Origin of the sequence: Aquabacterium sp. (assembly GCF_030652515.1) — a bacterium.
GTDB lineage: Bacteria > Pseudomonadota > Gammaproteobacteria > Burkholderiales > Burkholderiaceae_C > Aquabacterium.
The window spans coordinates 1-22,235 of the sequence record NZ_JAUSAR010000064.1 but is presented as its reverse complement, the minus strand read 5'-3'; the positions used below and the strand labels follow the sequence as shown (position 1 = coordinate 22,235).

The window sequence follows — 22,235 nt, the reverse complement described above, 5'->3', positions numbered from 1 at the left end:
CGTGCTGGACCAGGTGCTGGTGTCTGATGACCACATCCTGCCCAATGTGTCGGGCCTGAAGGGGCCGTTTGGGTGCCTGAACAAGGCTCGCTACGGCATTGCCTGGGGCGCCATGGGGGCGGCCGAGTTCTGCTGGCACGCAGCGCGCCAGTACACGCTGGACCGCATTCAGTTTGGCCGCCCGCTGGCGCAGACCCAACTGGTGCAGAAAAAGCTGGCCGACATGCAGACCGAGATCACGCTGGGCTTGCACGCGGCTTTGCGCGTGGGGCGTTTGCTGGACGAGCACCAGGCAGCGCCGGAGATGATCAGCCTGATCAAGCGCAACAATTGCGGCAAGGCGCTGGACGTGGCGCGCATGGCCCGCGACATGCATGGTGGCAATGGCATCCACGATGAGTACCAAGTCATGCGGCACATGGTGAACCTGGAAACCGTCAACACTTATGAAGGCACGCACGACGTGCATGCCTTGATCCTGGGCCGTGCCCAGACCGGCTTGCAAGCCTTCTTTTAAAGGGCCGCCATGCAGGATCTGGCGGCTTGGAAGCCTTTGATTGGTGCCTTGTTGTTGCCACCGGTGCCTTGGCTGGTGTTGGTGCTGATTGGCGTCCGCCTGATCCTGCCCCGGCGCAACCTGGGGTACTTTGTGCTGCTGGTGGGCGTGGTCGGCTTGTGGATGGGCAGTTGCACCGGCACGGCCACCTGGCTGCAGAACAATGTGTTGCGGCCGCCGCCTGCCTTGTTGGGTGAGGCCCAGGATCGGCTGGCCGCCAGCGGCCGGGCCCATGCACAGCAAGTGGCTTTGGCGCAGCGCCAGGGCAAGGCGCCACCGCAGCCCACGGTGGGCATCATGGTGCTGGGCGCTGGCCTGGTGCCCAGGTCGCGGGAGTATGGCGTCACAGACCTGACCCATTTTTTTGCAGAACGCCTGCGCTATGGCGTGTGGCTGAGCCGTTTGACCGGCTGGCCTCTGGGCGTGACGGGCGGCGTGGGTTGGGGGCAGAAAGGTGTGCAGGATGGCCCTGCCGAGGCCGAAGTGGCCGGGCGGGTTGCTCAGCAGGCCTATGGTCTGCCCTTGCGTTGGGTTGAAAAGGATGCGGCTGATACGCGAGGCAATGCGGCAGGCGCGGTGACCTTGCTGGCCGATCAGGGCGTGACCGAGATCGTGCTGGTGACGGACGCTTATCACATGCCACGTTCAAAGCGCGCCTTTGAACAAGCTGCAGCCAGTTGGGCCGCTCGTGCGGGCAAGCCTGCGCCGGTGATCACACCAGCGCCCACCAAGTTTTGGGGCAAGGATGCGAACCCGGTTCTGGAGTGGATTCCCTCGGGCGCGGGCATGGTCAATGTGCGACTGCTCTGCCACGAATTGCTGGGCCTGATGGCGGGCAGTTGAGGCCGGATCAAAAGCAGGCTCACAAAGAGAAACCCCCGGACTAGGCCGGGGGCTGGAGCGGCCGGAGCCGTCCTTGGAAAGGGCAAAGATTGTCGTTTGCCACATCCCGTCAGACGCAGTGACTGCGTCTTTTCAAGGTGCCTGTTCAACAGGCAAATTCAGATTAATCCAAGCGGCAAGCGAGCGCAAGTCCTTTTGTCGTCATGGATTCAAGTGGACGTGAATTTGGTCCCCATGATGTCCTGCAGCAGGCCGTCAACCCGGCGGGTGATCTCTTCTGGCATGGTGATGGTGCGGCCCCATTCGCGGCTGGTTTCGCCGGACCATTTGTTGGTGGCGTCCAGCCCCATCTTGCCGCCCAAGCCACTGACGGGCGAGGCGAAGTCCAAGTAGTCGATCGGTGTTTGATCGACTAGGGTCGTGTCGCGCACTGGGTCCATGCGGGTGGTGATGGCCCAGATCACTTCCTGCCAGTTGCGGGTGTCCACGTCGTCGTCCACGATGATGATGAACTTGGTGTACATGAACTGGCGCAGGTAGCTCCACACGCCGAACATCAGCCGCTTGGCGTGGCCCGGGTAGGACTTTTTCATGCTGATGATGGCCATGCGGTAGCTGCAGCCTTCGGGCGGCAAATAGAAGTCCACGATCTCGGGAAACTGCTTTTGCAGGATCGGCACGAAGACTTCATTGAGGGCCACGCCCAGCACGGCGGGCTCGTCTGGTGGTTTGCCGGTGTAGGTGGAGTGGTAGACGGGGTCCTGGCGGTGCGTCATGCGGCGCACTTCAAACACAGGGAACCAATCCTGCTCGTTGTAATAGCCGGTGTGGTCGCCGAAAGGGCCTTCCAGGGCGTGCAGGTAGCCGCCGCGTTCCATCAAGGGCACGCCATGGTCACTGGTGCCTTTGAAGCCAGCAGGGGCGGTGGGGATGTGGCCTTCGAGCACGAACTCGGCGCTGGCAGGGACTTGCAGCCAATGGTCGCCCTCTGCGGTACGCTCGCCCACTAGCGTGTTGACCACTTCGGTGCGGCTGCCGCGCAGCAAGCCGGCGAACTGGTATTCGCTCAAAGAGTCGGGCACGGGGGTGACGGCGCCCAGGATGGTGGCGGGGTCGGCCCCAAATGCCACAGCGATGGGGAAGGGCTGGCCGGGGTTGGCCAGGGCGAACTCGCGGAAATCGAGCGCGCCGCCACGGTGGGCCAGCCAGCGCATGATGACCTGGCGCGGGCCAATCAACTGCTGGCGGTAGATGCCCAGGTTCTGGCGTGTGCGCGCTTTGGGCACGCCTTGGGGCCCTCGGGTGACGACCAAGCCCCAGGTCAGCAAGGGGGCGGCGTCGTCCGGCCAGCACAGTTGCACGGGGAGCTTGCCCAGGTCCACATCGCCGCCTTCCAGAACGTGCGCCTGGCAGGGCGCTTTGCCCACGCGTGAGGGTTTCATGTCCCACAGGGCCTTGGCCATGCTGAAGAGCTTTCCAGCGTCTTTCAGGCCCTTGGGTGGCTCGGGTTCTTTCAGGCTGGCCAGCATGCGGCCAATGTCGCGCAACTCACCAACGTCGTCGGCGCCCATGCCCAGCGCCACCCGGCGCGGGGTGCCGAACAAATTGGTCAAGACTGGGATTTTCGGAAGCGGTGCCCCCCCTGTTTGCGGGGGTGTCAAACCGGTGGGCTGCTCGAACCAAAGCGCCGGTCCGCCCGCTCGCAACACGCGATCGCTGATGGCGGTCATCTCCAGCCGCACGGACACAGGTGTTGCCACACGTTTCAGTTCGCCAAGCCTTTCCAGGCCTGACACGAAGTCCCGAAGGTCGCGGTATTTCATGTTTTTATGTATAAGAAGTGACTTCTTTATGCTTGACTGGTTATTACAGGCTTGCCTAGAATCCGCTCGCAACGACCCCGGAGTGTTTTTATCCGGGTTTTCCCTGTGCTTTAGAGGCGCAGCACGGCCAGCATTGGGCGTGCCCATCATGGGGGTGATTATCGCCATCGCGTCCATTGAAGACATTCAGTGAGCGAGGGTGAGGAAAGGAGTGTCATGACAGCAATGAATCGTGACGTGAGCGAGCTGGTCTCGTCCGCACGCGCTGGCGTGAGTTTGTTTGTGCAGGATGTGGTGACTGGTTTGCGCCAGGTGAGCCACAACGCATTGGCCCTGTTGGGCTTGGCCGCTGTGGCCGTGGTGGTGTTTTTGTCGGGCCGTGACGATGTGCGCCATGGCCTGGAAAGCCAGGTGCTGAGCTGGTTGGTGGACCGTGCCACGGCCCGCACCCAGGTGGTGGTGGATCCCGAACTCAATGACGTGTTGCTGGCCATGGCCGAGCCTGAAGCCATTCAGCGCGCCACAGCCATCAATCCGGCCGACCTGACCCGTCAACAGGCCGCCGTCGCCTATTGGCTGTCGCGCCGCTACAGCGTGGCGCCCGAGCCTGTGAGCCGTCTGGTGCAAGAAGCCTGGGACGTGGGCCGCCGCGCGGGCGTTGAGCCCACCTTGATCCTGGCCATCATGGCGATCGAATCGAGCTTCAACCCCTTTGCGCAAAGCCACGTGGGTGCCCAAGGCCTGATGCAGGTCATGACGCGCATCCACCACGACAAGTACCAGATCTTTGGTGGGCAGAATGCCGCCTTTGACCCGGTGACCAATTTGCGCGTGGGCGTGCAGGTCCTCAAGGAATGCATCCAGCGGGCGGGCAGCCTGGAGGGTGGCCTGAAGTATTACGTGGGCGCTGCGAATCTGTCCACCGATGGGGGCTATGCCTATCGCGTGCTGTCTGAGCAGTCTTTCTTGAAGCAGGTGGTGGCTGGGCAGAAGGTGCCCACGAATGCTTCCACGCCTGCGCAGACCATGGTTCAGGCTGAATCGTCGGCACCCCAGATGCTGCCGCCGGCGGCGGTCTCGACCACGCCTGAGGCGGCCGTGCAGGGCGGCCATCCCGCACCTGCCGCCGTAGTGATCCCGCCTGCGGCCATGCCGACGGCGCCCTCTGCCAGCGACACGGCCCCCATCCGCAGGGCCGAACAGGTGGCCATGGCGCAGTGAGGCGCCAGGTCCGATACAATTCACACTTGCCGCGCGACTGGCGATAGACGGCCCCGATTTGCAAATGGGGCCTGAGGTGGTGAACCACCGGGAAGCGCGGCCGGCACCAGGCATCTGGCCTGGCTGCTGTTGCGCCGTTCGCCTGGGCAGCCCTCTGGCAGCAATGATGTGCTGCGGTGGGTCTTCACACGACTGAAGAGGACTGCCTTTCATGTTTGACCGCGCCCAACAAACCCTGGCCAACGTTGATTCCGAGATCTGGTCTGCCATCCAGCTTGAGAACAAGCGCCAGGAAGACCACATCGAGCTGATCGCCTCGGAAAACTACACCTCGCCCGCCGTGATGCAGGCGCAGGGTTCCCAGCTGACCAACAAGTACGCCGAAGGCTATCCCGGCAAGCGCTACTACGGTGGTTGCGAGTTCGTGGACGTGGTCGAGCAACTGGCCATCGACCGCCTGAAGCAATTGTTTGGCGCCGAATACGCCAACGTGCAACCCAACTCTGGCTCGCAAGCCAACCAAGCCGTGTTCTTCGGCCTGCTTCAGCCCGGCGACACCATCATGGGCCTGAGCCTGGCCGAAGGGGGCCACCTGACCCACGGCATGCCTTTGAACATGTCGGGCAAGTGGTTCAACGTGGTGAGCTACGGCCTGGATGCCAAGGAAGACATCGATTACGAGGCCATGGAGCGCCTGGCGCGCGAGCACAAGCCCAAGCTGATCATCGCGGGCGCGTCGGCCTTCGCGCTGCGCATCGATTTTGAGCGCTTTGGCAAGATCGCCAAGGAGATTGGCGCCTACTTCATGGTCGACATGGCCCACTACGCTGGTCTGATCGCGGCGGGCGTGTATCCCAACCCCGTGCCGCATGCCGACGTCGTCACCTCGACCACGCACAAGAGCCTGCGTGGCCCGCGTGGCGGCATCATCCTGATGCGTGGCGAAGAGATCGCCAAGAAGATCAACAGCGCCATCTTCCCTGGCATCCAGGGTGGCCCGTTGATGCACGTGATCGCGGGCAAGGCCGTGGCTTTCAAGGAAGCGCTGTCGCCCGAGTTCAAGGCCTATCAACAGCAAGTGGTGAAGAATGCCGCAGCTTTGGCTGACACGCTGACCCAGCGCGGTCTGCGCATCGTGTCGGGCCGCACCGAGAGCCACGTGATGCTGGTGGACTTGCGCCCCAAGAACCTGACGGGCAAGGAAGCCGAAGCCATCCTGGGCAAGGCGCACATGACCTGCAACAAAAACGGCATCCCCAACGACCCGCAAAAGCCGATGGTGACCAGCGGCATCCGCCTGGGCAGCCCCGCCTTCACCACGCGCGGCTTCAAGGAAGAGCAGGCCATTGCCGTGGGCAACCTGATCGCCGATGTGCTGGACAACCCGCACGACGAAGCCAACCTGGCCCGTGTGCGCGAGAAGGTCGCCGCGCTGACCCGCGATTTCCCGGTTTACCGTTGATCGACTGACTTGAAACCCGGCCCCTGTGCCGGGTTTTTTCATGCAGGCTGAGTGGGATTCCCTATGCGTTGCCCTTTTTGTGCACACCCTGATACCCAGGTCGTTGAAACCCGTGATTCCGACGAAGGGGATTCAACGCGCCGCCGCCGCCGCTGTGGAGGGTGCGACAAGCGCTTCACCACGTATGAGCGCGCTGAAATCGAGCTGCCGGCCATCGTCAAGCGCGATGGCCGGCGCACCGACTATGAGCGGGCCAAGCTGAAGGGGTCGATGATGGTGGCGTTGCGCAAGCGCCCGGTGAGTGCCGAGGCGCTGGACCTGGCGATTGAATCGATTGAGGCCCGCTTGCGCCAGAGTGGCGACAAGGAGGTGGACTCGACTCAGCTGGGAGAGTGGGTGATGAAGGAGCTGCGCAAGCTGGACAAGGTGGCGTATGTGCGCTTTGCGTCTGTTTATCGCAGCTTTGACGATGTGAGTGAGTTTGTGGCGGCGATCAAGGAGACGGCGAAGCGGGGGGGGAAGGAGGGAGTGTGAAATAGCAGTCTTTCCATTTCAGGCTCATTTCCAGCATTCGGGAACCAAGGCGGGGGTGTCAGTGTTGCCGATCAGCACAAACTTGCGACCAACGTGGTCGAGTCTAAGTGTGCCGCATCGGTCGGTGGCCATGGGCCCAGTAGCTGAGGGGGCGGCTTCCAGCAGGTACGTGGTGGCGGTGGTGTTAGCTGCCACCAGATTGAGGTTATAGGCGGCAGTGCCTTGGGCCGGTGCCTGGGCCAGTCCTGTCGGCAAACTGGTGTGGGCCGTTCCGTTCAGTTGGTTGCTGTAGCTGTTGTGTGCCGCATAAAACCGCTGCATGTACTGAGCAGCTTGTTGGAGCGCAGTCTGGGCCTCGGCACGCCGGGATCGGTGTATGTACTCTGTGTAAGACGGAAAGGCGATCGCGGCGAGGATCCCGATGATGGCCACAGTGATCATCACCTCGATCAAGGTGAATCCTCTTGGCTGGCGGTTTTGGCAGGGGCGATTCATCATGGAGAGACGGCAGGTTGGGGAACATTGATCAGGCGTTTCCAGACGCGGTCAATGATGGTGCAATCGATGAGGCAATAGGTAAGACCTGAATCCTCCCCTGTGGGATTTTCTAGTTCGACTTTGCTGCCATCAGTGATGATGGCTTGGGGACCTGGCGGAATAGACTGTCCGCCATGCGTCAAATCCGCAGATGTGACGGCGCCACTTTCGTTGGTGTCAAGTACAGGAAGTTTGTACTGTTCGCCCGAACGGGCGGGTAGTAGGAACACATAACCTTCGCCGAAAGCTTCGCTGCATTCAGCGGCAGAGCCAGCAGGTGCGAGGGTCGTGATCAGGGCAAAGTCCTTCAAGGCCGTGATGGGGAAGATCAAGCGTTGGCCTGCACTGCTGTTTGGGATGGTCAGGTCCATGAACCACCCCATCCATTTATCAGCGGGTACTGTTTTTAAGAACTTCGCATCCAAGAAGCCGGAGGTCGCTGCCCGAGAAATCGAAACCTGATCTAATTCCAGTCTCGAGATGGAAGGCGGGATTTGCCCACTGCTGGATGTGGTTTCTGGAATTTTGTCCAAGATGCCATAAATGGTCTGAACAGCGGTGTTTGTCTTGTCCGCTTCTGTCAACAATTTGCCTGTACCAAAAAGAATCAAATTGCCGCCATTCACCGAATTGACACTTCGAGGCATGTAAAAGACAGCAGGAGTTGCGGTGATGGGCTGAGGGTTGATGCCATCTTGGGCGGTGAAGATCGGTCTTCCACCGTAGCCAGGAACCATCTTGCCGCCATCGATTTCGCTGTAGTCAAAGCGCCAGAGTTGTCCATTGAGGTCTCCTGCGTAAGCTGCCAAGACCTGCTGATTTTTGCGGACCAGTTTGACGCCGCCCAAACCATTGCCTGTGCCGCTGCCCACAGTCACCGAGTCTATGGCGCCAGTCTCCAGGTCGATGACCAGCAGTGCTGCAGTGCCGTTGGGACTGTCATAGCCGTTGCCCACAAAAATCTTCCACCGTCCGTTGGGCAATTGGCCAATCTCCGGGGCTGAGAAGATGTGACCCACATCATTGTTCGTGGGGACGGTGTTGTCCCACATCACGGCTGGCTGGCTGGCATTGCCGGCGTTGGTCACGTTGATGGCATAAATTCCCTTGCCACCAGCCCCCAATGCGCCCGCTAATATGGTTCTGGGGGTGGTGGTGACAATTTGATTGTCTGAGCGGGTCACAATGTCGGCATTACCGATGGTGATGGGGCCGTCAACGTAGTAGTGGTGGTCGTAGGTTTGGGAGGCAAGTCGGTGCAGGTTGGGCAGCACACCGCGTGGGACGAAGCCAAAAACCTCATGTCCATCTGCGCTGCTGAATGCGTGCAGGTACCCGCCGTTGCCACCCAGAAAAATCAAGGGTGTGTTGCCGTTATTTAAAACGGCTGCATTGCTATTGATGAAGTCAGGCAGTGGGCCCTTGCGTATCCTGAACTTTGGAGTGACTGCCCCTTCATTGGCCTTGTCGCCTCGAAGGTAGTTGACAAGTGCTTCACTTCCCGAGGTGAGATTGCCCTGATTGGTGGCGCCCATGCCATTGGTGCCCCACTTGAATTCAGAAGTCATGCCGCCGCCAAGGCCGTCGGGATTCCAAATCCACAACTTGCGCAGATTGGCGATGGGTACGCCTGTGCTTGCTTTCCACAAAGGAATCTCGCTGACTTGCTTGCCATTGATGTCTAACTCATAGGCGCTTAGTTCGCCAATCCATGAACCTGTTATGTAGCCAGGGACATATTTGCGATTTCCGACCTGAAAGCCGGGGCTTGCCAAGCCGACCCCGCCTTCATTCAGCTTAAGTTCTTTGGCTTCTCCAACGGCTTCGGACACGGCTTTCGCCAAACTTTGCGCATCCTTGACGCTGTAAAAGGTACCCCTTGAGTTCTCTGCAGCGTGCCAAAGGTCGTCTGTCTTGCCTGGATCGCTCGCCCCCGGGTCAGGCCATGACGTGCTCGGATCGTTCTTTAGTTTATAGAAATCGCTTCCAACCTCATTTCGGTTGGAAGAGTTGTACACGCCGGTTACACCAATTCCCACTGTAAATTGAGTCAAATGCTGCCAAGTGGCTGGGTCATTCTCGGTGGAAGGTACATTATTTGGGATGCCGCCATTGTTGCTGCTGTCCTCCGGTTGAAGGTCAGTTTTCCAATATTTAAGGGCAAAGTCGGCCAGGGTATTGCTGTACCCGGGATCGGTTTTTGATGCCCTGTCGCGATAGGGTCGATCGGCAGTGTAATTGGGAGGCGAATCTGTGCTGTCCAAATCGCCCACCAAGTCCTTGGCTCCGATTTGACTTGCATAATCCTTGAACTGATTCAATTCCGGACCGTCGTTGTAGTAGCCATCGGTGGTTAAGATGTTGTATGAGCGTCGGCAAGAGGACTGACTTCCTCCACCGGTCACCGGATCATCATGCCAGGGGCTGTGGGCCGATGTGTTCATGAAATACTTGCCGACTTGGTCCAAGGCAATACGCAAAGGCGTGCTGCCTTCAGCGTCCCATTTGGTTTGGATGGAGTTCAGCAGCGCTTGCCGGTTGGTGGCATTCAGGGGCTTGACGGGCTCCTGAATGGGGCCCCAGTTGGTGTTGCGGTATTGAGGGCCAATGGTGTCGTCAATATTGAACCTGTTCCCGATTTGGGAGGCCCATTTGATGGTTGTCCACCCGATTCGAGCAACGTTTTCAAGATCATGGAATGCCTCGGACATGGCGGCTTTGGCCAGCAGCATTCGGGTTCGGTAATAGACAAACCAGTTGGCAAAGTTTTTCCGCTCCTCGGCCTGGGTGCAAGGATCGTTACTGCAATCGGTGCGGTCTAGGTACCTTGGGAAGGTCAGGGATGAGTCATTGACGTCATAAGTGACGTAATTGGCAGTGACACGTGGGTCAGCACCGGCTCGCAGCAGGTAGTACAAACCTGGCCAAAACTTGGTGACGGTCTGATTTTCGAATCGTAGGCAAATTCTGCCCCATCTTTCGACGCAGATTGCTTCTGTTTCAGAAATATTCGCGGACAAGTCGACTGATGGGCTTGTAGCAGTTTGCTCCAATGGGTTGATATAGGCTTGCGTGATATTGGCGTCTGCATAACGGCTAGTTGGCCCCGATGCCCAGGGGACGTAGCGCTGCTTCGGGTTGTAGTAAATTGTGTTGATGTCCGGCGACCGGAGCTTGATTTGCCTGAGCAGATTGCCATCATCTGTTTCGTTTTTGTTGGCAGGCATGGTGCCGGCTGTTTGCACGCTGTCAGCATATTTGTCATCGGGATGCACGCGCCAGGTCCCGCCATACTCGACGTTGATGGTGAATCCGTTGACCTTGGTGCTGCCCTCGGGCATGTGCCTGAAGTTCATGGACCCCGAAGTGTCCATCGTGAGCATGATGTTGGGCGAGGGGACTGAGCCCGTGCTGGCGATCAGTGGTTTTTGGGCGAGCTGTGCCCATACCGGGGTGATCGAACCAAGCTGCAAGGCGACAGCCACAGTGCATGCAATCACTTTGCGGCCTAGAGGCAGACTGGCACTAATGGGTTGAGTTGTGTTTTTCATAAGTTTGTCCTCTTGGCCCTACTGAAGGCGTACGGTGGATTGCAGCCACACAGCTGATCCTGACAATGATCTGCCGTCACCGTCTTCCGAGTAATCGGGGCTGAAGCCCCGGGCGGTGACGATCACCACGCGGCCACTGCCTGTGATATCGCCTGAGAGTTCGGCCATGCATTGCGGCAACCTGCTCCCATCCAGTTGAGTCGCGGCCAAGGCGGAATTGACTTGGGCGCTGGTCAGTGTGGTGGCGAGCGCCGCGCCCCGCCAATTGCCAAAGACCGCCCAGTGGGCTGTTGCCCCAGGGACAACAGCTGGTTGGACCGTCAGGGTGCTGCTGGGTGTCGTGAGTTGCTGTTCGCAAAATGCCAAGGCTATTTGAGCGGCCTCGGTAGCCAAGGACTCGGCTCGGACGTTGTTACTGATCAGGTCTGCATCAAGCGCATTGCGCATGACGGAGACGGAGGTCAGTCCGATGATGACCAGCATGATCATCACCACGATCAGGACGACGCCTTGCTGGCGTGGACGCTTGGACTTCATGGCGTGGTTCCTGATACAGGAGGGGTCGACACTGGGGTGGTGCCCGAAACAGGTACAGGCGCGCCCAAGCGGTTTTGCACCATGATCGTGGTGGAGAACGCGCGGTAAAGTCGGCGGTCGGGCGGTGTAGTAGTAGCGGGTGTGGTTGCCGCGCTATCGATGGCATCGCATCCGTAATAGGGGGTCACGCTGTCCATCACTTCGGATTCGCTTCGAACCACGATACAGACTCTCACGGCCACGACGTTATCCCAACTGGTGGAGGTGTTGTCGCCCACGGCACTTGCGTCCACGAACTGGACTGGAGTGCGGCCTGCAATGTGCATCTCACCAGCATGCAGAGGATCGATTTTGACCATCCCAGATAAACCGTAGGTGATGCGCAGGCTTTCGATGTTGTCTACCAACGGTTGAGGCGGGGTAGTCAATGGCACAGCAGGACTGGTTGCGCTTCCTGCTGTGGGCAGGTTGCCCTGACCATTGCCCTGGCACATCAAGGTATTGTTTGCAATGTAAATGCGGCTTTCAGCCAGGAAATAGGCCGGAACGATATTGGGTGCTATTCCAGCAGCGGCGGTTGGGGCCACGCCTGAACCGATGCAGTCGCGCGGCCTGTTGGTGTCTGCGTTGACAATGGCGTTGTCTCTCGTGGCTTCATAGGCTACGGCAATGGCATCGGAGTTTGCCGCCGCAGCACCGCAACTGAGTTGGCCAATGGTGGGGATCTGCAAGGCCGCGAATAATGCATCGTTGCAACCAAAGACGCTCCGGCCAGTGTATTTGCGTTCAAGTCCCACTGTATCGTTGGTCCTGAAGGGTTCGCTGTACCCGGCCAGGGAGATTTGCTTGCGCATGAAATTGAGGGCGACGTTGGCATCCTCGGCCATCTGGCCAAGCGCTGCACTGCTGCTGCGGCCTCGGCCACTGTTCAGGTAGTTGGTGAAAGTGACGCCAACCACCACAAGGCCGATGACCATGGAGATCAGCAGTTCAATCAGCGAGATGCCTTGCGAGCGGCCTTGGCGGGCCATAGGGATCAATCGGATGGGGGTGTTCATGGGGGATTAGGGCAGCGACGGAGGTGGTGGCGGTGCCATGCCAATGCGGAAATACATGCAGCGAGGCGTTGCAGTGCCTGCGGTCGGCAGGAAGGCTGCGGGGCATTCTTTGACCGCACCGTTGTCTCCAACCGGCCGAGCCGTTTCATCTGGATCCTGCCATGCGACCCAGATGTTGACTGCTCGATTTGTGGGGTCGGATTGCACAAACCCATTGCCACCAGGCAGCGAAAAATAAAGGGCTCGCCTCCATTCGCCCAAATCGCGCGTTGCAAGGTCTGTGGGGGTGCAGTTGGTCGGGGCGGCGCATTCTGTACGTGCCGGGACTGTTGTCGGCTTCTCATATGCGGTCAGCAGGTCGTATCGTCCTGCCATGGCGCCGTCCTCCGCATTAACGCGCATTCGGTCTGCCAAATCGTTGGCCAGCAAGGTAGCCACGGAGCGATACTCGCTGGTCTTGGTGTATTTGATGGCGTTGGACTGCAAGGCGATCATGGCCAGCATGCCGAAAGCCACGATCAAGGCAGAGATCATCACCTCGATCAGGGTGGCGCCACGTTGACGCGGGGGAAGCGTAGGTCTCATTGATCGCATTGGGTTTCATTGCCGACGGTTTTCATGGTGCCGGTGCGTACCCTGCCCATGGTGCTGAGGACCACGCAGCGTTTGCCTGCAGTCGTGGTGGTGCTTGAGTCAGGACTAAGGACGAAAGTGCCCCGACTGCCGAGGGCTAGTCCATCGGAAGTAAAAGAGATGGCTGCCAAATTGGCAGGGACATCTAGGCGCCCTTGCCCCGAGGCTGCTTGCTGCACTTTCAGCAGAATCTCAGTCTGAAACTGATATGCGCCATCGACAGGTGCTGTGTCTTCAAAAACCAGCCATCCGGTTGCCCAGTCCGTGCCCGTGGTGTTGCAGTTCGGCGTTACGGTGTCTGCAGTGGTGGTTCGGCACATTGCCACGCGCTTGCCTCTTTTGATGGCTTCAGAGCGCGCGAACTTTAAGGTTGAAGCAAAGTTGTCTGCCCGGGCCAGGGCCTGTCGGTTTTGCAAAAATTGCTGCATTGACGGAACCCCAATGGCCAGCAAGATGATCAAAATGGCCACCGTCACCATCAGTTCCACCAGCGTGAAGCCCTTGCCCCTGATGTTCATGTGTCGAAATGCACGTTTATTCATCGTTCAGATTGTGCACGGCCGTGCTTTTCGTGAACAGTTGGCATCCGACGCGCGGCGCTCAGCGGCCGACCAGCGGTCGTTTTGTCGGGCAAGATAGGCGACTCTAAGTGGTAACGCGCATGTCCGATCAGCTCTTCATTTCGCAAGCCTTGACGCTGGCCCGCCAGGCCATCGGGCTGTCCGACCCCAACCCACGGGTGGGGTGCGTGCTGGTGTCGGCACAAGGGGAGGTGATGGCCCGGGGGCACACCCAGCAAGCGGGCGGCCCGCACGCCGAGGTCATGGCCTTGCGAGATGGTCAGGCGCGCGGTTGGTCGCCCAAGGGAGGCACCGCCTACGTCACCCTGGAACCCTGTTCGCACCATGGCCGCACGCCGCCTTGCGCCGATGCTTTTGTGGCTGCGGGCCTGGCGCGCGTGGTGGTGGCCTTGCTGGACCCCAATCCTCAGGTGGCAGGCGAGGGCGTGCGGCGTTTGCAAGAGGCTGGCATCAAGGTAGACGTGCTGCCTGCGGATGATCCGCAGGCGCAGGAGGCCCGCGAGCTCAATCTGGGGTTCCTGTCCCGCATGGTGCGAAATCGCCCCTGGGTGCGGCTGAAAGTGGCCGGGTCGCTGGACGGACGCACTGCGCTGGACAACGGGCAAAGCCAGTGGATAACAGGCCCGGCGGCAAGGGCGGATGGCCACGCCTGGCGAGCCCGTTCGGCGGCGGTTCTTACCGGCATCGGCACGGTGCTGGACGATGACCCCCGCCTGGATGTGCGAGAAGTGTCAACGGTGTCGCAGCCGTCACGCGTGGTGCTGGATTCGCGATGGCGCACGCCGCCCTCGGCCCGTTTGCTGGCTGCGCCGGGCAAGGTTCTGATCTATGGGCTGGCCTCATCGGGAGAGTCTGCTGCGCAGGCTCGCCAACAAGCCTTGCGAGACGCTGGCGCCGAACTGGTCACCGCGCCTGAAAGCCCTCACTCCCAGGTTAATCTGCCTTTCGTGCTGCAGGATCTGGCCCGCCGAGGCGTCAACGAACTGCACGTGGAGGCGGGTGCACGGTTGAATGCCGCGTTCATCGAACAGGATCTGGTCGATGAGCTTTTGTTGTATCTTGCGCCCAAGTTGATCGGCCCCGGACGCGGTCTGGCTGCCTTGCCGCCCCTGGCGCAGTTGTCGGATGCCTGGGCTTTGTCATTCCGTGATGCGACCATGGTCGGCGATGACCTTCGGGTAATCGCCCGGCCACCGGGCCGCGAACATTTCTAGTTTTCATACACAGGCTTTGCTCCACCCATGTTCACCGGCATCATCACTGGCGTTGGCCAGATCATCGAATCACAGGCGCTTGGGGCTGACCCCAGCCATGGGCGCCGCCTCACCTTGCAGACGCCCGCCGGTTTCGTGGACGACGTGGGCCTGGGCGACAGCATTGCCATCAATGGCGCTTGCATGACGGTGACCACCTTCGATGCGCCCGCTGCGCGCTTCACCATCGACGTGTCGGCCGAAAGCCTGGCCCGCACGGTGGGCTTGGGATCGTTAGGCCCGGTGAATCTGGAAAAAGCCCTGCGTGCGCATGACCGCCTGGGCGGGCATCTGGTCACCGGCCATGTGGACGGCGTGGGCACTGTGAGCCATTTCGCCCCGGTGGGCGAGTCCTGGGAGTTGCGCATCCGCGCGCCCCAAAGCTTGGCGCGCTTTCTGGCCTACAAGGGCTCGATCACCATCAATGGCGTGAGCCTGACGGTCAACCGCGTGGAAGACCAGGCCGATGGCCAGGCCGAGTTCAGCATCAACCTGATCCCCCACACTGTGGAGAACACGGCCCTGGGCCAGCTCAAGGCGGGGTCCCCGGTCAACCTGGAAGTCGACCTGATCGCCCGCTATGTGGAAAGAATGTTGAACAGCGCGGGCCGAATCGCGCCATGAATGCGGGGTTTCGACCGGGTTTCCCCGGTGTTTTGCGGCAATAAGCCAGCCCGCCCGCCTACAATCGCGGGATGCCCATATCCCCTATTCCTGAGCTGATCGCCGAATTGGCCGCTGGTCGCATGGTCATCCTGGTGGATGAAGAAGACCGCGAAAACGAAGGCGATCTGGTCCTCGCGGCTGACCACGTCACGCCCGAGGCCATCAATTTCATGGCCCGCTTCGGCCGTGGCCTCATTTGCCTGACGCTGACGCGCGACCGGTGCGAGCGGCTGCAATTGCCGCCCATGGCCACGCGCAACGGCACCAAGCATGGCACGGCCTTCACCGTGTCCATCGAGGCCACCGAGGGTGTGACCACCGGCATTTCAGCCGCCGATCGCGCCCGCACCGTGCAGGCCGCCGTGGCGCGCGATGCCAAGGCCACCGATCTGGTGCAGCCGGGCCACATCTTCCCCCTGCAGGCGCAGGATGGCGGCGTGCTGATGCGTGCTGGTCACACGGAGGCCGGTTGCGATCTGGCAGGCATGGCCGGCCTGTCGCCCACCTCGGTGATCTGCGAGATCATGAAGGACGACGGCACCATGGCCCGCTTGCCGGACTTGGAAGTTTTCGCCAAAGAGCATGGCCTGAAGATCGGCACCATCGCCGCCCTGATCGAATACCGCAGCCGCAATGAATCGCTGATCGAATGCGTGGGCGAGCGCCCCATGGTGACCCCGGAAGGCAACTTCGACGCCAAGGTGTTCCGCGACCGCATGGGCGGCATCCACCTGGCCTTGAGCCTGGGCCAGTGGAGTTGCACGGACGAGGTGATGGTGCGTGTGCACGAGCCCTTGTCGGTGCTGGACTGGCTGGACGCGGGTGCGCCTAGCCACTCTTGGCCGCTGCCCAAGGCCTTGGCCGCGGTGCAAGACGCCGGTCGTGGTGTGGTCGTGTTACTGAATGCGGGCGAAGAGTCTGTTCGGTTGATGGACCGCCTGCTGCCCACCAACCCCGGCGAAGTCCCCCGCACCCCACCTGACCTGCGCACCTACGGCGTCGGCGCGCAAATCCTGCGCACCCTGGGCGTTCAACGCATGAAGCTGCTGGGCAACCAGCAACGCCTGCCCAGCATGGTGGGCTTCGGCCTGGAGGTCACCGGCTTCCTCACGGCCGATGGCCAAACCCTGGCGCCCTCGCACTGATTTTTTCTTCCTTCGTTCTTTTTTTGACCCCCACTCGCTCTTTTTTCAGGACCACAACACATGCAAGGCGCTGACAAAGGACAAGCCGGCCGACTCGACGGGCGCGAATTGCGCATCGGGATCGTCCAGGCTCGTTTCAACCACGATCTGACCGGCCGACTGGCCGAGTTCTGCATCAACGAACTCGTCGCCCTGGGGGTGGTTGCCAAGCACATCCAGCACGTCACCGTGCCTGGCGCCCTGGAGGTGCCAACCGCCTTGCAAGCCATGGCCGACAGCGAGCGTTTCGACGCCCTGATCGCCCTGGGTTGCATCATCCGTGGCGAGACTTACCACTTTGAACTGGTGGCCAACGAAAGTGGTGCGGGCGTGACCCGGGTCAGTTTGGACCACCACCTGCCGATTGCCAATGCCATCCTGACGGTGGAAGATCAGGCCCAGGCCGAAGCCCGTGTGGAAGAAAAGGGCCGTGATGCGGCCCGCGTTGCCGTTGAAATGGCCAATTTGCTGGACGACCTGCTGTGAGCATTCCCGAGACCCCCAAGGACGACGCCGTTGGCACGTCCCCTGCCGCGCGCCCGGCCCGCAAGACCGCGGGTGGCGTGCCTGGTCGCGACCGTGCCAAGTCATCTCGCCGCCGCGCCCGCGAATTCGCGCTGCAAGGCCTGTACGAGTGGCAGTTGAACAGCCGTGACGCCAGCAGCATCGATGCGCATGTGCGCGAGCTGGAAGAGTTCGCCAAGTCCGACCGCGCGCATTACGACGCCTTGCTGCACGGTTGCATCGACCAGCATGTGCAACTCGACGAAGCGCTGTCCAAGTTCCTGGACCGTCCGGTCAAGGAGCTGTCGCCGGTAGAGCATGCTGTGCTGTGGATCGGCGCTTACGAGCTGACCCATTGCATGGACGTGCCCTACAAGGTCGCCATCAACGAGGCGGTCGAGCTGGCCAAGAGTTTCGGTGGCACCGATGGGCACAAGTACGTGAACGGCGTGCTGGACCACCTGGCGCCGGTACTGCGTCCTGACGAAGTGCGCTCCACACGCTCGGGGCCGCGCTGACACTGTGGCCGCGTCTGACTTCAACCCGGCGGTGACTCGTCCTCTGGACGAGGATGGCGAGCCCATTCCCGGCGACGACCCGGACACCGTTGCACAGACGCGCCCGCTGCCCGAGCCCGACCCCAGCGAAGTCCCCAAGGCCCGGCCCGATTTGCTGCCCACCATCGGGCACATTGGCCGCTATGCGCTGAAGTACAAGATTGGCGCGGGCGGCCTGGGCACGGTCTACGCGGCGCACGACCCGCTGCTGTCGCGCCTGATCGCCATCAAGACCTTGAACGTGGACCTGCCTGCCGAGAATCGCGAGCAGTTCAACGCCTTGTTCCTGAACGAGGCCAAGGCCGCAGGCAGCCTGAACAACCCGCACATCGTGACCATGTACGACGCGGGCTTGAGCGAGCAGGGCACTTACATCGCGATGGAGTTGCTGCGCGGCAAAGACCTGCGCCAACTGCTCACCCTGGGCTGGAAGCCCACGCCCGCGCAGGCCGCCTTGATCGTGCGGCGCGTGGCCGACGCCTTGTCCTACGCCCACCACAAGGGCGTGATCCACCGCGACATCAAGCCGGCCAACATCTTCATGGTGGGGCGCACCTCACCCCGCGTGCTGGACTTTGGCATTGCGCGCATCCGCCAGGCCGAATCCATGAGCCGCGATGACGAGCAAAGCCGGTTCCAGGAAGTGTTTGGCGGCTCGCCCTACTACATGGCGCCAGAGCAAGTGCGGCAGGAGCCGACGGACCGGCGTGCCGATGTGTACTCGCTGGGTGTGGTGCTGTACGAACTGCTCACCACCAAGCGGCCCTTCACCGGCAACAGCCTGGACGAGATCGCCTACGCGGTCTTGAAGGGCGAGGTGCCTGCGCCGCACGAACTCAATCCCGAGGTGCCCAAGGCCTTGTCCGAGATCGTGGCCAAGGCCATGGAACGTGATGTCACGGCGCGCACGCGCTCGGCCCGTGCTTTGTCGCAGGCCTTGCGCGACTGGTTGAGCCAGCAAGGTGATGTGCCGCAATCCGGATCCGGCGCCTTGTCGTCGTCAAGGGCGGCGGGCTCCAGCAAGGCTGGTCAGAAGGTCTCGCGATCCTGGATGTGGTCCTTGGCGGCGGCCGGTTGGTTGACGGCGTTGGGCGGTCTGGGCTGGTTTGTCTGGCAGGAGCGCTCCAGTGCCAAACCTGATGAGGCGGTGGTGGCCGTGGTGCCCGCCGTGCCCAAGGTGCTGCCGACCGCCACGCCGATCGTGCCGGTGCCTGCCGCGGTGCTGGCAGGGGCCGCACCAACCCCTGCGCCTGCCGAACCGCTGGCCGTGGCGCCCATCCCTGCGGCCAGCGAGGCTATGGACGCCACCTCGGCGAGCGCCGACGCTTCAGTGCCTGCGGAGCCAGCCGCCAGCGTCGCCAAGCCTGCGGCCTTGCCAACCGGCGTCGTCAAGCTGACCATCAGCCCTTGGGGCGAGGTTTTTGAAGGCGGCCGATCTCTGGGCGTGACGCCGCCCATGACGCAACTCAAGCTGCCCGTTGGCAAGCACACCTTGACCATCCGCAACGGCGACGCACCACCCCTGCGCAAGACGGTGGATGTGAAGGCTGGCGCGCCGGTCAGCATCCACCACCAATTCTGACCGCGAGGCTCCATGCGCATTCCTGCCCATTTCGCTTTCAAACGCCTGACCACCGTGGTGGCTGTGTTGGTGTTGTCCGCGTGCACCACGCCCCCGAAGGATGCGCCAGTGCCGCCCAACCTGGTGGCTTCAGCGCCAGCACCCGTCGTGGTGGCGCCGCCTGCGCCTGTGGTCACGCCCGCCGATGCCGCCTTGGCGCAAGGCCTCAAGGCCTACCAGGCCGCGCAGTACACGATTGCCGAGACCCAGTTCAACACCGCATTGCAAGCTGGCTTGACAGCGCCTGCCGATGTGGCCACGGCACACAAGCACCTGGCCTTCATCTACTGCACCAGCCGCCGCGAATCCGCTTGCGCCAAGGCCTTCAAGGCGGCGCGGGCGGCAGACCCCAGCTTTGCCCTGACCAAGGCGGAAGCCGGGCACCCCATGTGGGGTCCGGTCTACCGCAAGGCCCTGCCCGTGGCCAAGTCGGCCAAGAAGCCCGCCAAGAAAGGCGCCGTCAAGCCTCAGTCTTGATGACCAGGGTGCGGTCACCCTGACTGGCCCAACGCTGCGCTTCTTCCGTCAAGAGGTGCATCGTGCGTGGGCTTTGCTGGGCCCATTTCTCTTCCAGCGTCAACACGGCTTTGCCGCGTGAGGTGCGCAACTGCGCCACCTTGGCGGGCAAGGCGGTGCGCGCGTGGTGCAGGATGGTGGCCAGGCGCAGGCACAGCACCTGGTTCATCAGGCCGGTGTCTTGCCGGTGGTCGGCCAGCTTGGTCAACTCACCGCGCTGCCCCAGCACCAGCCCCGCCAAGTGCCGCAATTGCGATTGTGAAAAACCGGGTGCATCAACGTGGCCCAGCAGGTAGGCGCTGTGGCGGTGGTGGTCGTGGTGCGACACCATCATGCCGATCTCGTGCACGGCGCTGGCCCAGCCCAGTTCGCGCGCGGCATCGCTGTCGGCCTGATGCGTGCCGTCTTCATGCAGGCCTTCCCACAGCGCCAGGGCGCGTTGACGAACGCGGTCGGCTTGCGACAGGTCCACATGGAAACGCCTTTGCAGTTCGCGCACCGAGGTGTCGCGCTGGTCGTGCTGGCGCTGGTTGCTCGCTGCCTCGATGCGCTCTTCCAGGTCGAAGATCACGCCCTGGCGCAAGGCGCCCTTGGCGGGGCGCAGGGATTCGATGCCGAAGTGGATGGCCAGCGTGTACAGGATCGACAGACCGCCACCCAGCACGGCTTTGCGCTCGGGCTTCAGGCCGGCCAGGGCCAGGGCGTCCATGGACCCGGCTTGCAAGCATTGCTCCATGCACCAGCGCAAGCCATCGGCCGTGATGCAGCCATCGCTGATCTGATTGGCCACCAGGATTTGAGACACGGCGCCCACGGTACCGGACGAGCCCAGCGCTTCTTTCCAGTTGGCGCGGGCAAAGGGGCTCAGGGCTTCTTCAAGCTCGGCGCCCGCTGCGATCTGGGCGCTGCGAAAGGCCTGCGCCGTGAACCGGCCTTGCGGAAAGTGCGCCATCGACAGGCTGACGCTGCCCACCCGGAACGATTCGGCGCGCAGGGCGCTGCGGCCATGGCCCAGGATCATCTCGGTGGAGCGGCCGCCGATGTCGATGACCAGGCGGGGCAGCTCATTGGGCTGCAGGCGGGCCACGCCCTGGTAGATCAGCCGGGCTTCTTCGCGGCCAGAGATCACTTCGATCTCGTGACCCAGCACCTGGTAGGCGCGGGCCAGGAAGGCATCGCGGTTGCGGGCCTCGCGCAGGGTCTGCGTGGCCACCGCACGCACCTGCCAGGGCGCGAAGCCTTTCAGGCGTTGGGCAAAGCGGGCCAGGCAGGCCAGGCCGCGCTGGGTGGCGTCTTCGGTCAGCAAGCCTTGGGCATCCAGGCCGGCGCCCAGGCGCACGGTTTCCTTCAAATAATCGATCCGCTTGTAGCGGCCTTTGCTCAACTCGGCGATCTCCAGCCGGAAGCTGTTGGAGCCCATGTCGATCGAGGCCAACAAATGCGGCCATTCACTGGCTTCGAGGGGAAAAGAGGTGGCTCGCATCGTCTTGGCGGCGGTGTTCGTGTTCATATTGATCATTGTCTTCGCAATGTGTGACTTGACGGTTGACAGCATTGCTAAGATCCGATGATGACCTTGATTTACATCGTATTGGCCACCTTGTTGGGCGGCGTGACTTCCGTGGTGCTGGCCGCAGCCCTGTCGGCCCCTCTCCTGAGCCTCATTGTTCGCCACCTGGTGAGCCTGTCGACCGGGGTCTTGCTGGGCACGGCCCTGCTGCACGTGCTGCCCGAGGCCTTTGAGTCCAGCGCAGCGCCCCATGCCTTGTTCATGACCTTGCTGCTGGGGCTGATGTTCTTCTTCCTGCTTGAGAAGGCCGAGCTGTATCGCCATGGGCACCATCATGAGCACGATGACCACCACCATCACCATGGCTTCGATGCCGACCAGGCGGGGCGCGGGGGGTGGAGCGTGCTGGTGGGCGACAGCATCCACAATTTCTGCGATGGGGTGCTGATCGCGGCGGCTTTCCTGGCCGATCCGCAAGTGGGCCTGGTGACGGCGCTGGCCATCATCGCGCACGAGATCCCGCAAGAGGTGGGCGACTACATCGTGCTGTTGAACGCTGGTTTCTCTCGCACACGGGCGCTGGTCTACAACGGGATTTCAGGCTTGGCGGCGGTGGTGGGGGGTGTGCTGGGTTACGTGCTGATCGCGCCTTGGCAGGAGTACCTGCCCTACATGATGGTGGTGGCTTCCAGCAGCTTCATCTATGTGGCGGTGGCCGACCTGATTCCGCAACTGCAGAAGCGGCTGAGTTGGCGCGATACCTTCTTGCAGTTGTTCTGGCTGGTGGTGGGGCTGGTGATGATTGGCGCGATTGTGCACAGCATGCATTGATGCATTGATGTTTTGAGACAGGGCGCTTTGTCTGGGCAGCGCGGGGCGGGGATGAGTCGGAGGCGGGCGGGGCTCCTATGGTGGCGGTCCACCGCGTTGCGGCGGACTGCTCTGCGGTGCTCGGCCACGGCGGGCGGCTGCGGAACTCGCTGTCCTTCGGCAGCTCAAACAGTCCTCGCCGACCCCTCGCTGCGCGAGGGGCAACCCGCCGTGGCCTCCGCTCCTCGACGCCCCCGAAGTCGCCCCGCCCGCCTCCG

21 protein-coding genes and 1 riboswitch are annotated in these 22,235 nt (G+C 61.8%); of the genes, 13 read left to right on the top strand and 8 right to left on the bottom strand.

From position 1 onward, the window contains the following. Both Q7V20_RS07700 and Q7V20_RS07695 read left to right on the top strand, forming a co-directional pair. Positions 1–517: acyl-CoA dehydrogenase family protein (locus Q7V20_RS07700; RefSeq protein ID WP_304788827.1), on the top strand; the 517-nt coding region annotated here is incomplete at its 5' end. A gap of 9 nt (positions 518–526) precedes the next feature. Next, the gene (locus tag Q7V20_RS07695) at positions 527–1,399 is read left to right on the top strand and encodes a YdcF family protein (RefSeq protein WP_304788825.1); all 873 of its coding nucleotides are present in this window, start codon (positions 527–529) and stop codon (positions 1,397–1,399) included. Positions 1,400–1,608: 209 nt separating this feature from the next. On the opposite strand, the gene Q7V20_RS07690 is transcribed toward Q7V20_RS07695, so the two are convergent. Further along, complete coding sequence (locus Q7V20_RS07690) at positions 1,609–3,222, bottom strand: UbiD family decarboxylase (RefSeq protein ID WP_304788823.1); 1,614 nt, start codon at positions 3,220–3,222, stop codon at positions 1,609–1,611. Between the two features lie 225 nt (positions 3,223–3,447). On the opposite strand from Q7V20_RS07690, the gene Q7V20_RS07685 reads away from it, so the two are divergent. From Q7V20_RS07685 to nrdR, 3 genes are all read left to right on the top strand, one after another. Continuing rightward, positions 3,448–4,443: a transglycosylase SLT domain-containing protein gene (locus Q7V20_RS07685; protein WP_370652425.1), complete on the top strand. Its 996-nt coding sequence runs from the start codon at positions 3,448–3,450 to the stop codon at positions 4,441–4,443. A 23-nt stretch (positions 4,444–4,466) separates the two neighbouring features. Then, positions 4,467–4,598: riboswitch (ZMP/ZTP riboswitch) on the top strand. Positions 4,599–4,654: 56 nt separating this feature from the next. Further along, the gene (gene glyA / locus Q7V20_RS07680; protein ID WP_304788819.1) at positions 4,655–5,905 is read left to right on the top strand and encodes a serine hydroxymethyltransferase; all 1,251 of its coding nucleotides are present in this window, start codon (positions 4,655–4,657) and stop codon (positions 5,903–5,905) included. A 63-nt stretch (positions 5,906–5,968) separates the two neighbouring features. Then, on the top strand, positions 5,969–6,439 hold the full coding sequence (gene nrdR, locus Q7V20_RS07675; RefSeq protein WP_304788817.1) for a transcriptional regulator NrdR: 471 nt from the start codon (positions 5,969–5,971) through the stop codon (positions 6,437–6,439). 24 nt (positions 6,440–6,463) lie between these two features. Here nrdR and Q7V20_RS07670 read toward each other — a convergent pair whose 3' ends face one another. Genes Q7V20_RS07670 through Q7V20_RS07645 form a run of 6 tightly spaced genes read right to left on the bottom strand, consistent with a single transcriptional unit; the run spans position 6,464 to position 13,273 of the window. Further along, a complete protein-coding gene (locus Q7V20_RS07670) occupies positions 6,464–6,934 on the bottom strand; it encodes a type IV pilin protein (RefSeq protein WP_304788835.1) in 471 nt (156 codons plus the stop codon). Next, positions 6,934–10,527, bottom strand: a complete 3,594-nt coding sequence (locus Q7V20_RS07665; RefSeq protein WP_304788815.1) for a pilus assembly protein — start codon at positions 10,525–10,527, stop codon at positions 6,934–6,936. Before Q7V20_RS07665 ends, Q7V20_RS07670 begins: the two co-directional genes overlap by 1 nt. Before the next feature lie 18 nt (positions 10,528–10,545). Beyond that, on the bottom strand, positions 10,546–11,064 hold the full coding sequence (locus Q7V20_RS07660; RefSeq protein ID WP_304788813.1) for a hypothetical protein: 519 nt from the start codon (positions 11,062–11,064) through the stop codon (positions 10,546–10,548). Continuing rightward, positions 11,061–12,122, bottom strand: a complete 1,062-nt coding sequence (locus Q7V20_RS07655) for a PilW family protein (protein WP_304788811.1) — start codon at positions 12,120–12,122, stop codon at positions 11,061–11,063. Before Q7V20_RS07655 ends, Q7V20_RS07660 begins: the two co-directional genes overlap by 4 nt. Before the next feature lie 6 nt (positions 12,123–12,128). Further along, positions 12,129–12,707: a type IV pilus modification protein PilV gene (gene pilV / locus Q7V20_RS07650; protein WP_304788809.1), complete on the bottom strand. Its 579-nt coding sequence runs from the start codon at positions 12,705–12,707 to the stop codon at positions 12,129–12,131. Next, positions 12,704–13,273: a GspH/FimT family pseudopilin gene (locus tag Q7V20_RS07645; RefSeq protein WP_304788807.1), complete on the bottom strand. Its 570-nt coding sequence runs from the start codon at positions 13,271–13,273 to the stop codon at positions 12,704–12,706. The genes pilV and Q7V20_RS07645 overlap by 4 nt, the downstream gene beginning before the upstream one ends. A gap of 143 nt (positions 13,274–13,416) precedes the next feature. On the opposite strand from Q7V20_RS07645, the gene ribD reads away from it, so the two are divergent. From ribD to Q7V20_RS07610, 7 genes are all read left to right on the top strand, one after another. Beyond that, positions 13,417–14,550, top strand: coding sequence for a bifunctional diaminohydroxyphosphoribosylaminopyrimidine deaminase/5-amino-6-(5-phosphoribosylamino)uracil reductase RibD (gene ribD / locus Q7V20_RS07640; protein ID WP_304788805.1), 1,134 nt, complete (start codon positions 13,417–13,419; stop codon positions 14,548–14,550). Between the two features lie 27 nt (positions 14,551–14,577). Further along, on the top strand, positions 14,578–15,213 hold the full coding sequence (locus tag Q7V20_RS07635; RefSeq protein WP_304788803.1) for a riboflavin synthase: 636 nt from the start codon (positions 14,578–14,580) through the stop codon (positions 15,211–15,213). Between the two features lie 71 nt (positions 15,214–15,284). Then, entirely contained in the window at positions 15,285–16,400 is a 1,116-nt protein-coding gene (gene ribBA, locus Q7V20_RS07630; RefSeq protein ID WP_304788801.1) for a bifunctional 3,4-dihydroxy-2-butanone-4-phosphate synthase/GTP cyclohydrolase II, read from the top strand. Between the two features lie 60 nt (positions 16,401–16,460). Next, complete coding sequence (ribH, locus tag Q7V20_RS07625) at positions 16,461–16,925, top strand: 6,7-dimethyl-8-ribityllumazine synthase (RefSeq protein ID WP_230178924.1); 465 nt, start codon at positions 16,461–16,463, stop codon at positions 16,923–16,925. 77 nt (positions 16,926–17,002) lie between these two features. Further along, a complete protein-coding gene (nusB, locus tag Q7V20_RS07620; RefSeq protein WP_304788833.1) occupies positions 17,003–17,461 on the top strand; it encodes a transcription antitermination factor NusB in 459 nt (152 codons plus the stop codon). A 31-nt stretch (positions 17,462–17,492) separates the two neighbouring features. Further along, a complete protein-coding gene (locus Q7V20_RS07615; RefSeq protein WP_304788799.1) occupies positions 17,493–19,082 on the top strand; it encodes a serine/threonine-protein kinase in 1,590 nt (529 codons plus the stop codon). A 12-nt stretch (positions 19,083–19,094) separates the two neighbouring features. Beyond that, a complete protein-coding gene (locus Q7V20_RS07610) occupies positions 19,095–19,598 on the top strand; it encodes a TssQ family T6SS-associated lipoprotein (RefSeq protein WP_304788797.1) in 504 nt (167 codons plus the stop codon). Here the strand turns inward: Q7V20_RS07610 and Q7V20_RS07605 are convergent. Further along, complete coding sequence (locus Q7V20_RS07605) at positions 19,582–21,120, bottom strand: Ppx/GppA phosphatase family protein (RefSeq protein WP_304788831.1); 1,539 nt, start codon at positions 21,118–21,120, stop codon at positions 19,582–19,584. The two genes, Q7V20_RS07610 and Q7V20_RS07605, sit on opposite strands and share 17 nt — an antisense overlap. An 87-nt stretch (positions 21,121–21,207) precedes the next feature. On the opposite strand from Q7V20_RS07605, the gene Q7V20_RS07600 reads away from it, so the two are divergent. Further along, positions 21,208–21,978 carry a ZIP family metal transporter gene (locus Q7V20_RS07600; RefSeq protein ID WP_304788829.1) on the top strand — a complete coding sequence of 257 codons (771 nt, stop codon included), beginning with the start codon at positions 21,208–21,210 and terminating at the stop codon, positions 21,976–21,978. Positions 21,979–22,235 lie beyond the last annotated feature (257 nt).

Bases quoted from the DNA above. Each gene is read 5' to 3' on its own strand.
- Q7V20_RS07695 (WP_304788825.1), top strand. From the start codon at position 527: ATGCAGGATCTGGCGGCTTGGAAGCCTTTGATTGGTGCCTTGTTGTTG.
- Q7V20_RS07690 (WP_304788823.1), bottom strand. From the start codon at position 3,222: ATGAAATACCGCGACCTTCGGGACTTCGTGTCAGGCCTGGAAAGGCTT.
- Q7V20_RS07685 (WP_370652425.1), top strand. From the start codon at position 3,448: ATGAATCGTGACGTGAGCGAGCTGGTCTCGTCCGCACGCGCTGGCGTG.
- glyA (WP_304788819.1), top strand. From the start codon at position 4,655: ATGTTTGACCGCGCCCAACAAACCCTGGCCAACGTTGATTCCGAGATC.
- nrdR (WP_304788817.1), top strand. From the start codon at position 5,969: ATGCGTTGCCCTTTTTGTGCACACCCTGATACCCAGGTCGTTGAAACC.
- Q7V20_RS07670 (WP_304788835.1), bottom strand. From the start codon at position 6,934: ATGAATCGCCCCTGCCAAAACCGCCAGCCAAGAGGATTCACCTTGATC.
- Q7V20_RS07665 (WP_304788815.1), bottom strand. From the start codon at position 10,527: ATGAAAAACACAACTCAACCCATTAGTGCCAGTCTGCCTCTAGGCCGC.
- Q7V20_RS07660 (WP_304788813.1), bottom strand. From the start codon at position 11,064: ATGAAGTCCAAGCGTCCACGCCAGCAAGGCGTCGTCCTGATCGTGGTG.
- Q7V20_RS07655 (WP_304788811.1), bottom strand. From the start codon at position 12,122: ATGAACACCCCCATCCGATTGATCCCTATGGCCCGCCAAGGCCGCTCG.
- pilV (WP_304788809.1), bottom strand. From the start codon at position 12,707: ATGAGACCTACGCTTCCCCCGCGTCAACGTGGCGCCACCCTGATCGAG.
- Q7V20_RS07645 (WP_304788807.1), bottom strand. From the start codon at position 13,273: ATGAACATCAGGGGCAAGGGCTTCACGCTGGTGGAACTGATGGTGACG.
- ribD (WP_304788805.1), top strand. From the start codon at position 13,417: ATGTCCGATCAGCTCTTCATTTCGCAAGCCTTGACGCTGGCCCGCCAG.
- Q7V20_RS07635 (WP_304788803.1), top strand. From the start codon at position 14,578: ATGTTCACCGGCATCATCACTGGCGTTGGCCAGATCATCGAATCACAG.
- ribBA (WP_304788801.1), top strand. From the start codon at position 15,285: ATGCCCATATCCCCTATTCCTGAGCTGATCGCCGAATTGGCCGCTGGT.
- ribH (WP_230178924.1), top strand. From the start codon at position 16,461: ATGCAAGGCGCTGACAAAGGACAAGCCGGCCGACTCGACGGGCGCGAA.
- Q7V20_RS07610 (WP_304788797.1), top strand. From the start codon at position 19,095: ATGCGCATTCCTGCCCATTTCGCTTTCAAACGCCTGACCACCGTGGTG.
- Q7V20_RS07605 (WP_304788831.1), bottom strand. From the start codon at position 21,120: ATGCGAGCCACCTCTTTTCCCCTCGAAGCCAGTGAATGGCCGCATTTG.
- Q7V20_RS07600 (WP_304788829.1), top strand. From the start codon at position 21,208: ATGACCTTGATTTACATCGTATTGGCCACCTTGTTGGGCGGCGTGACT.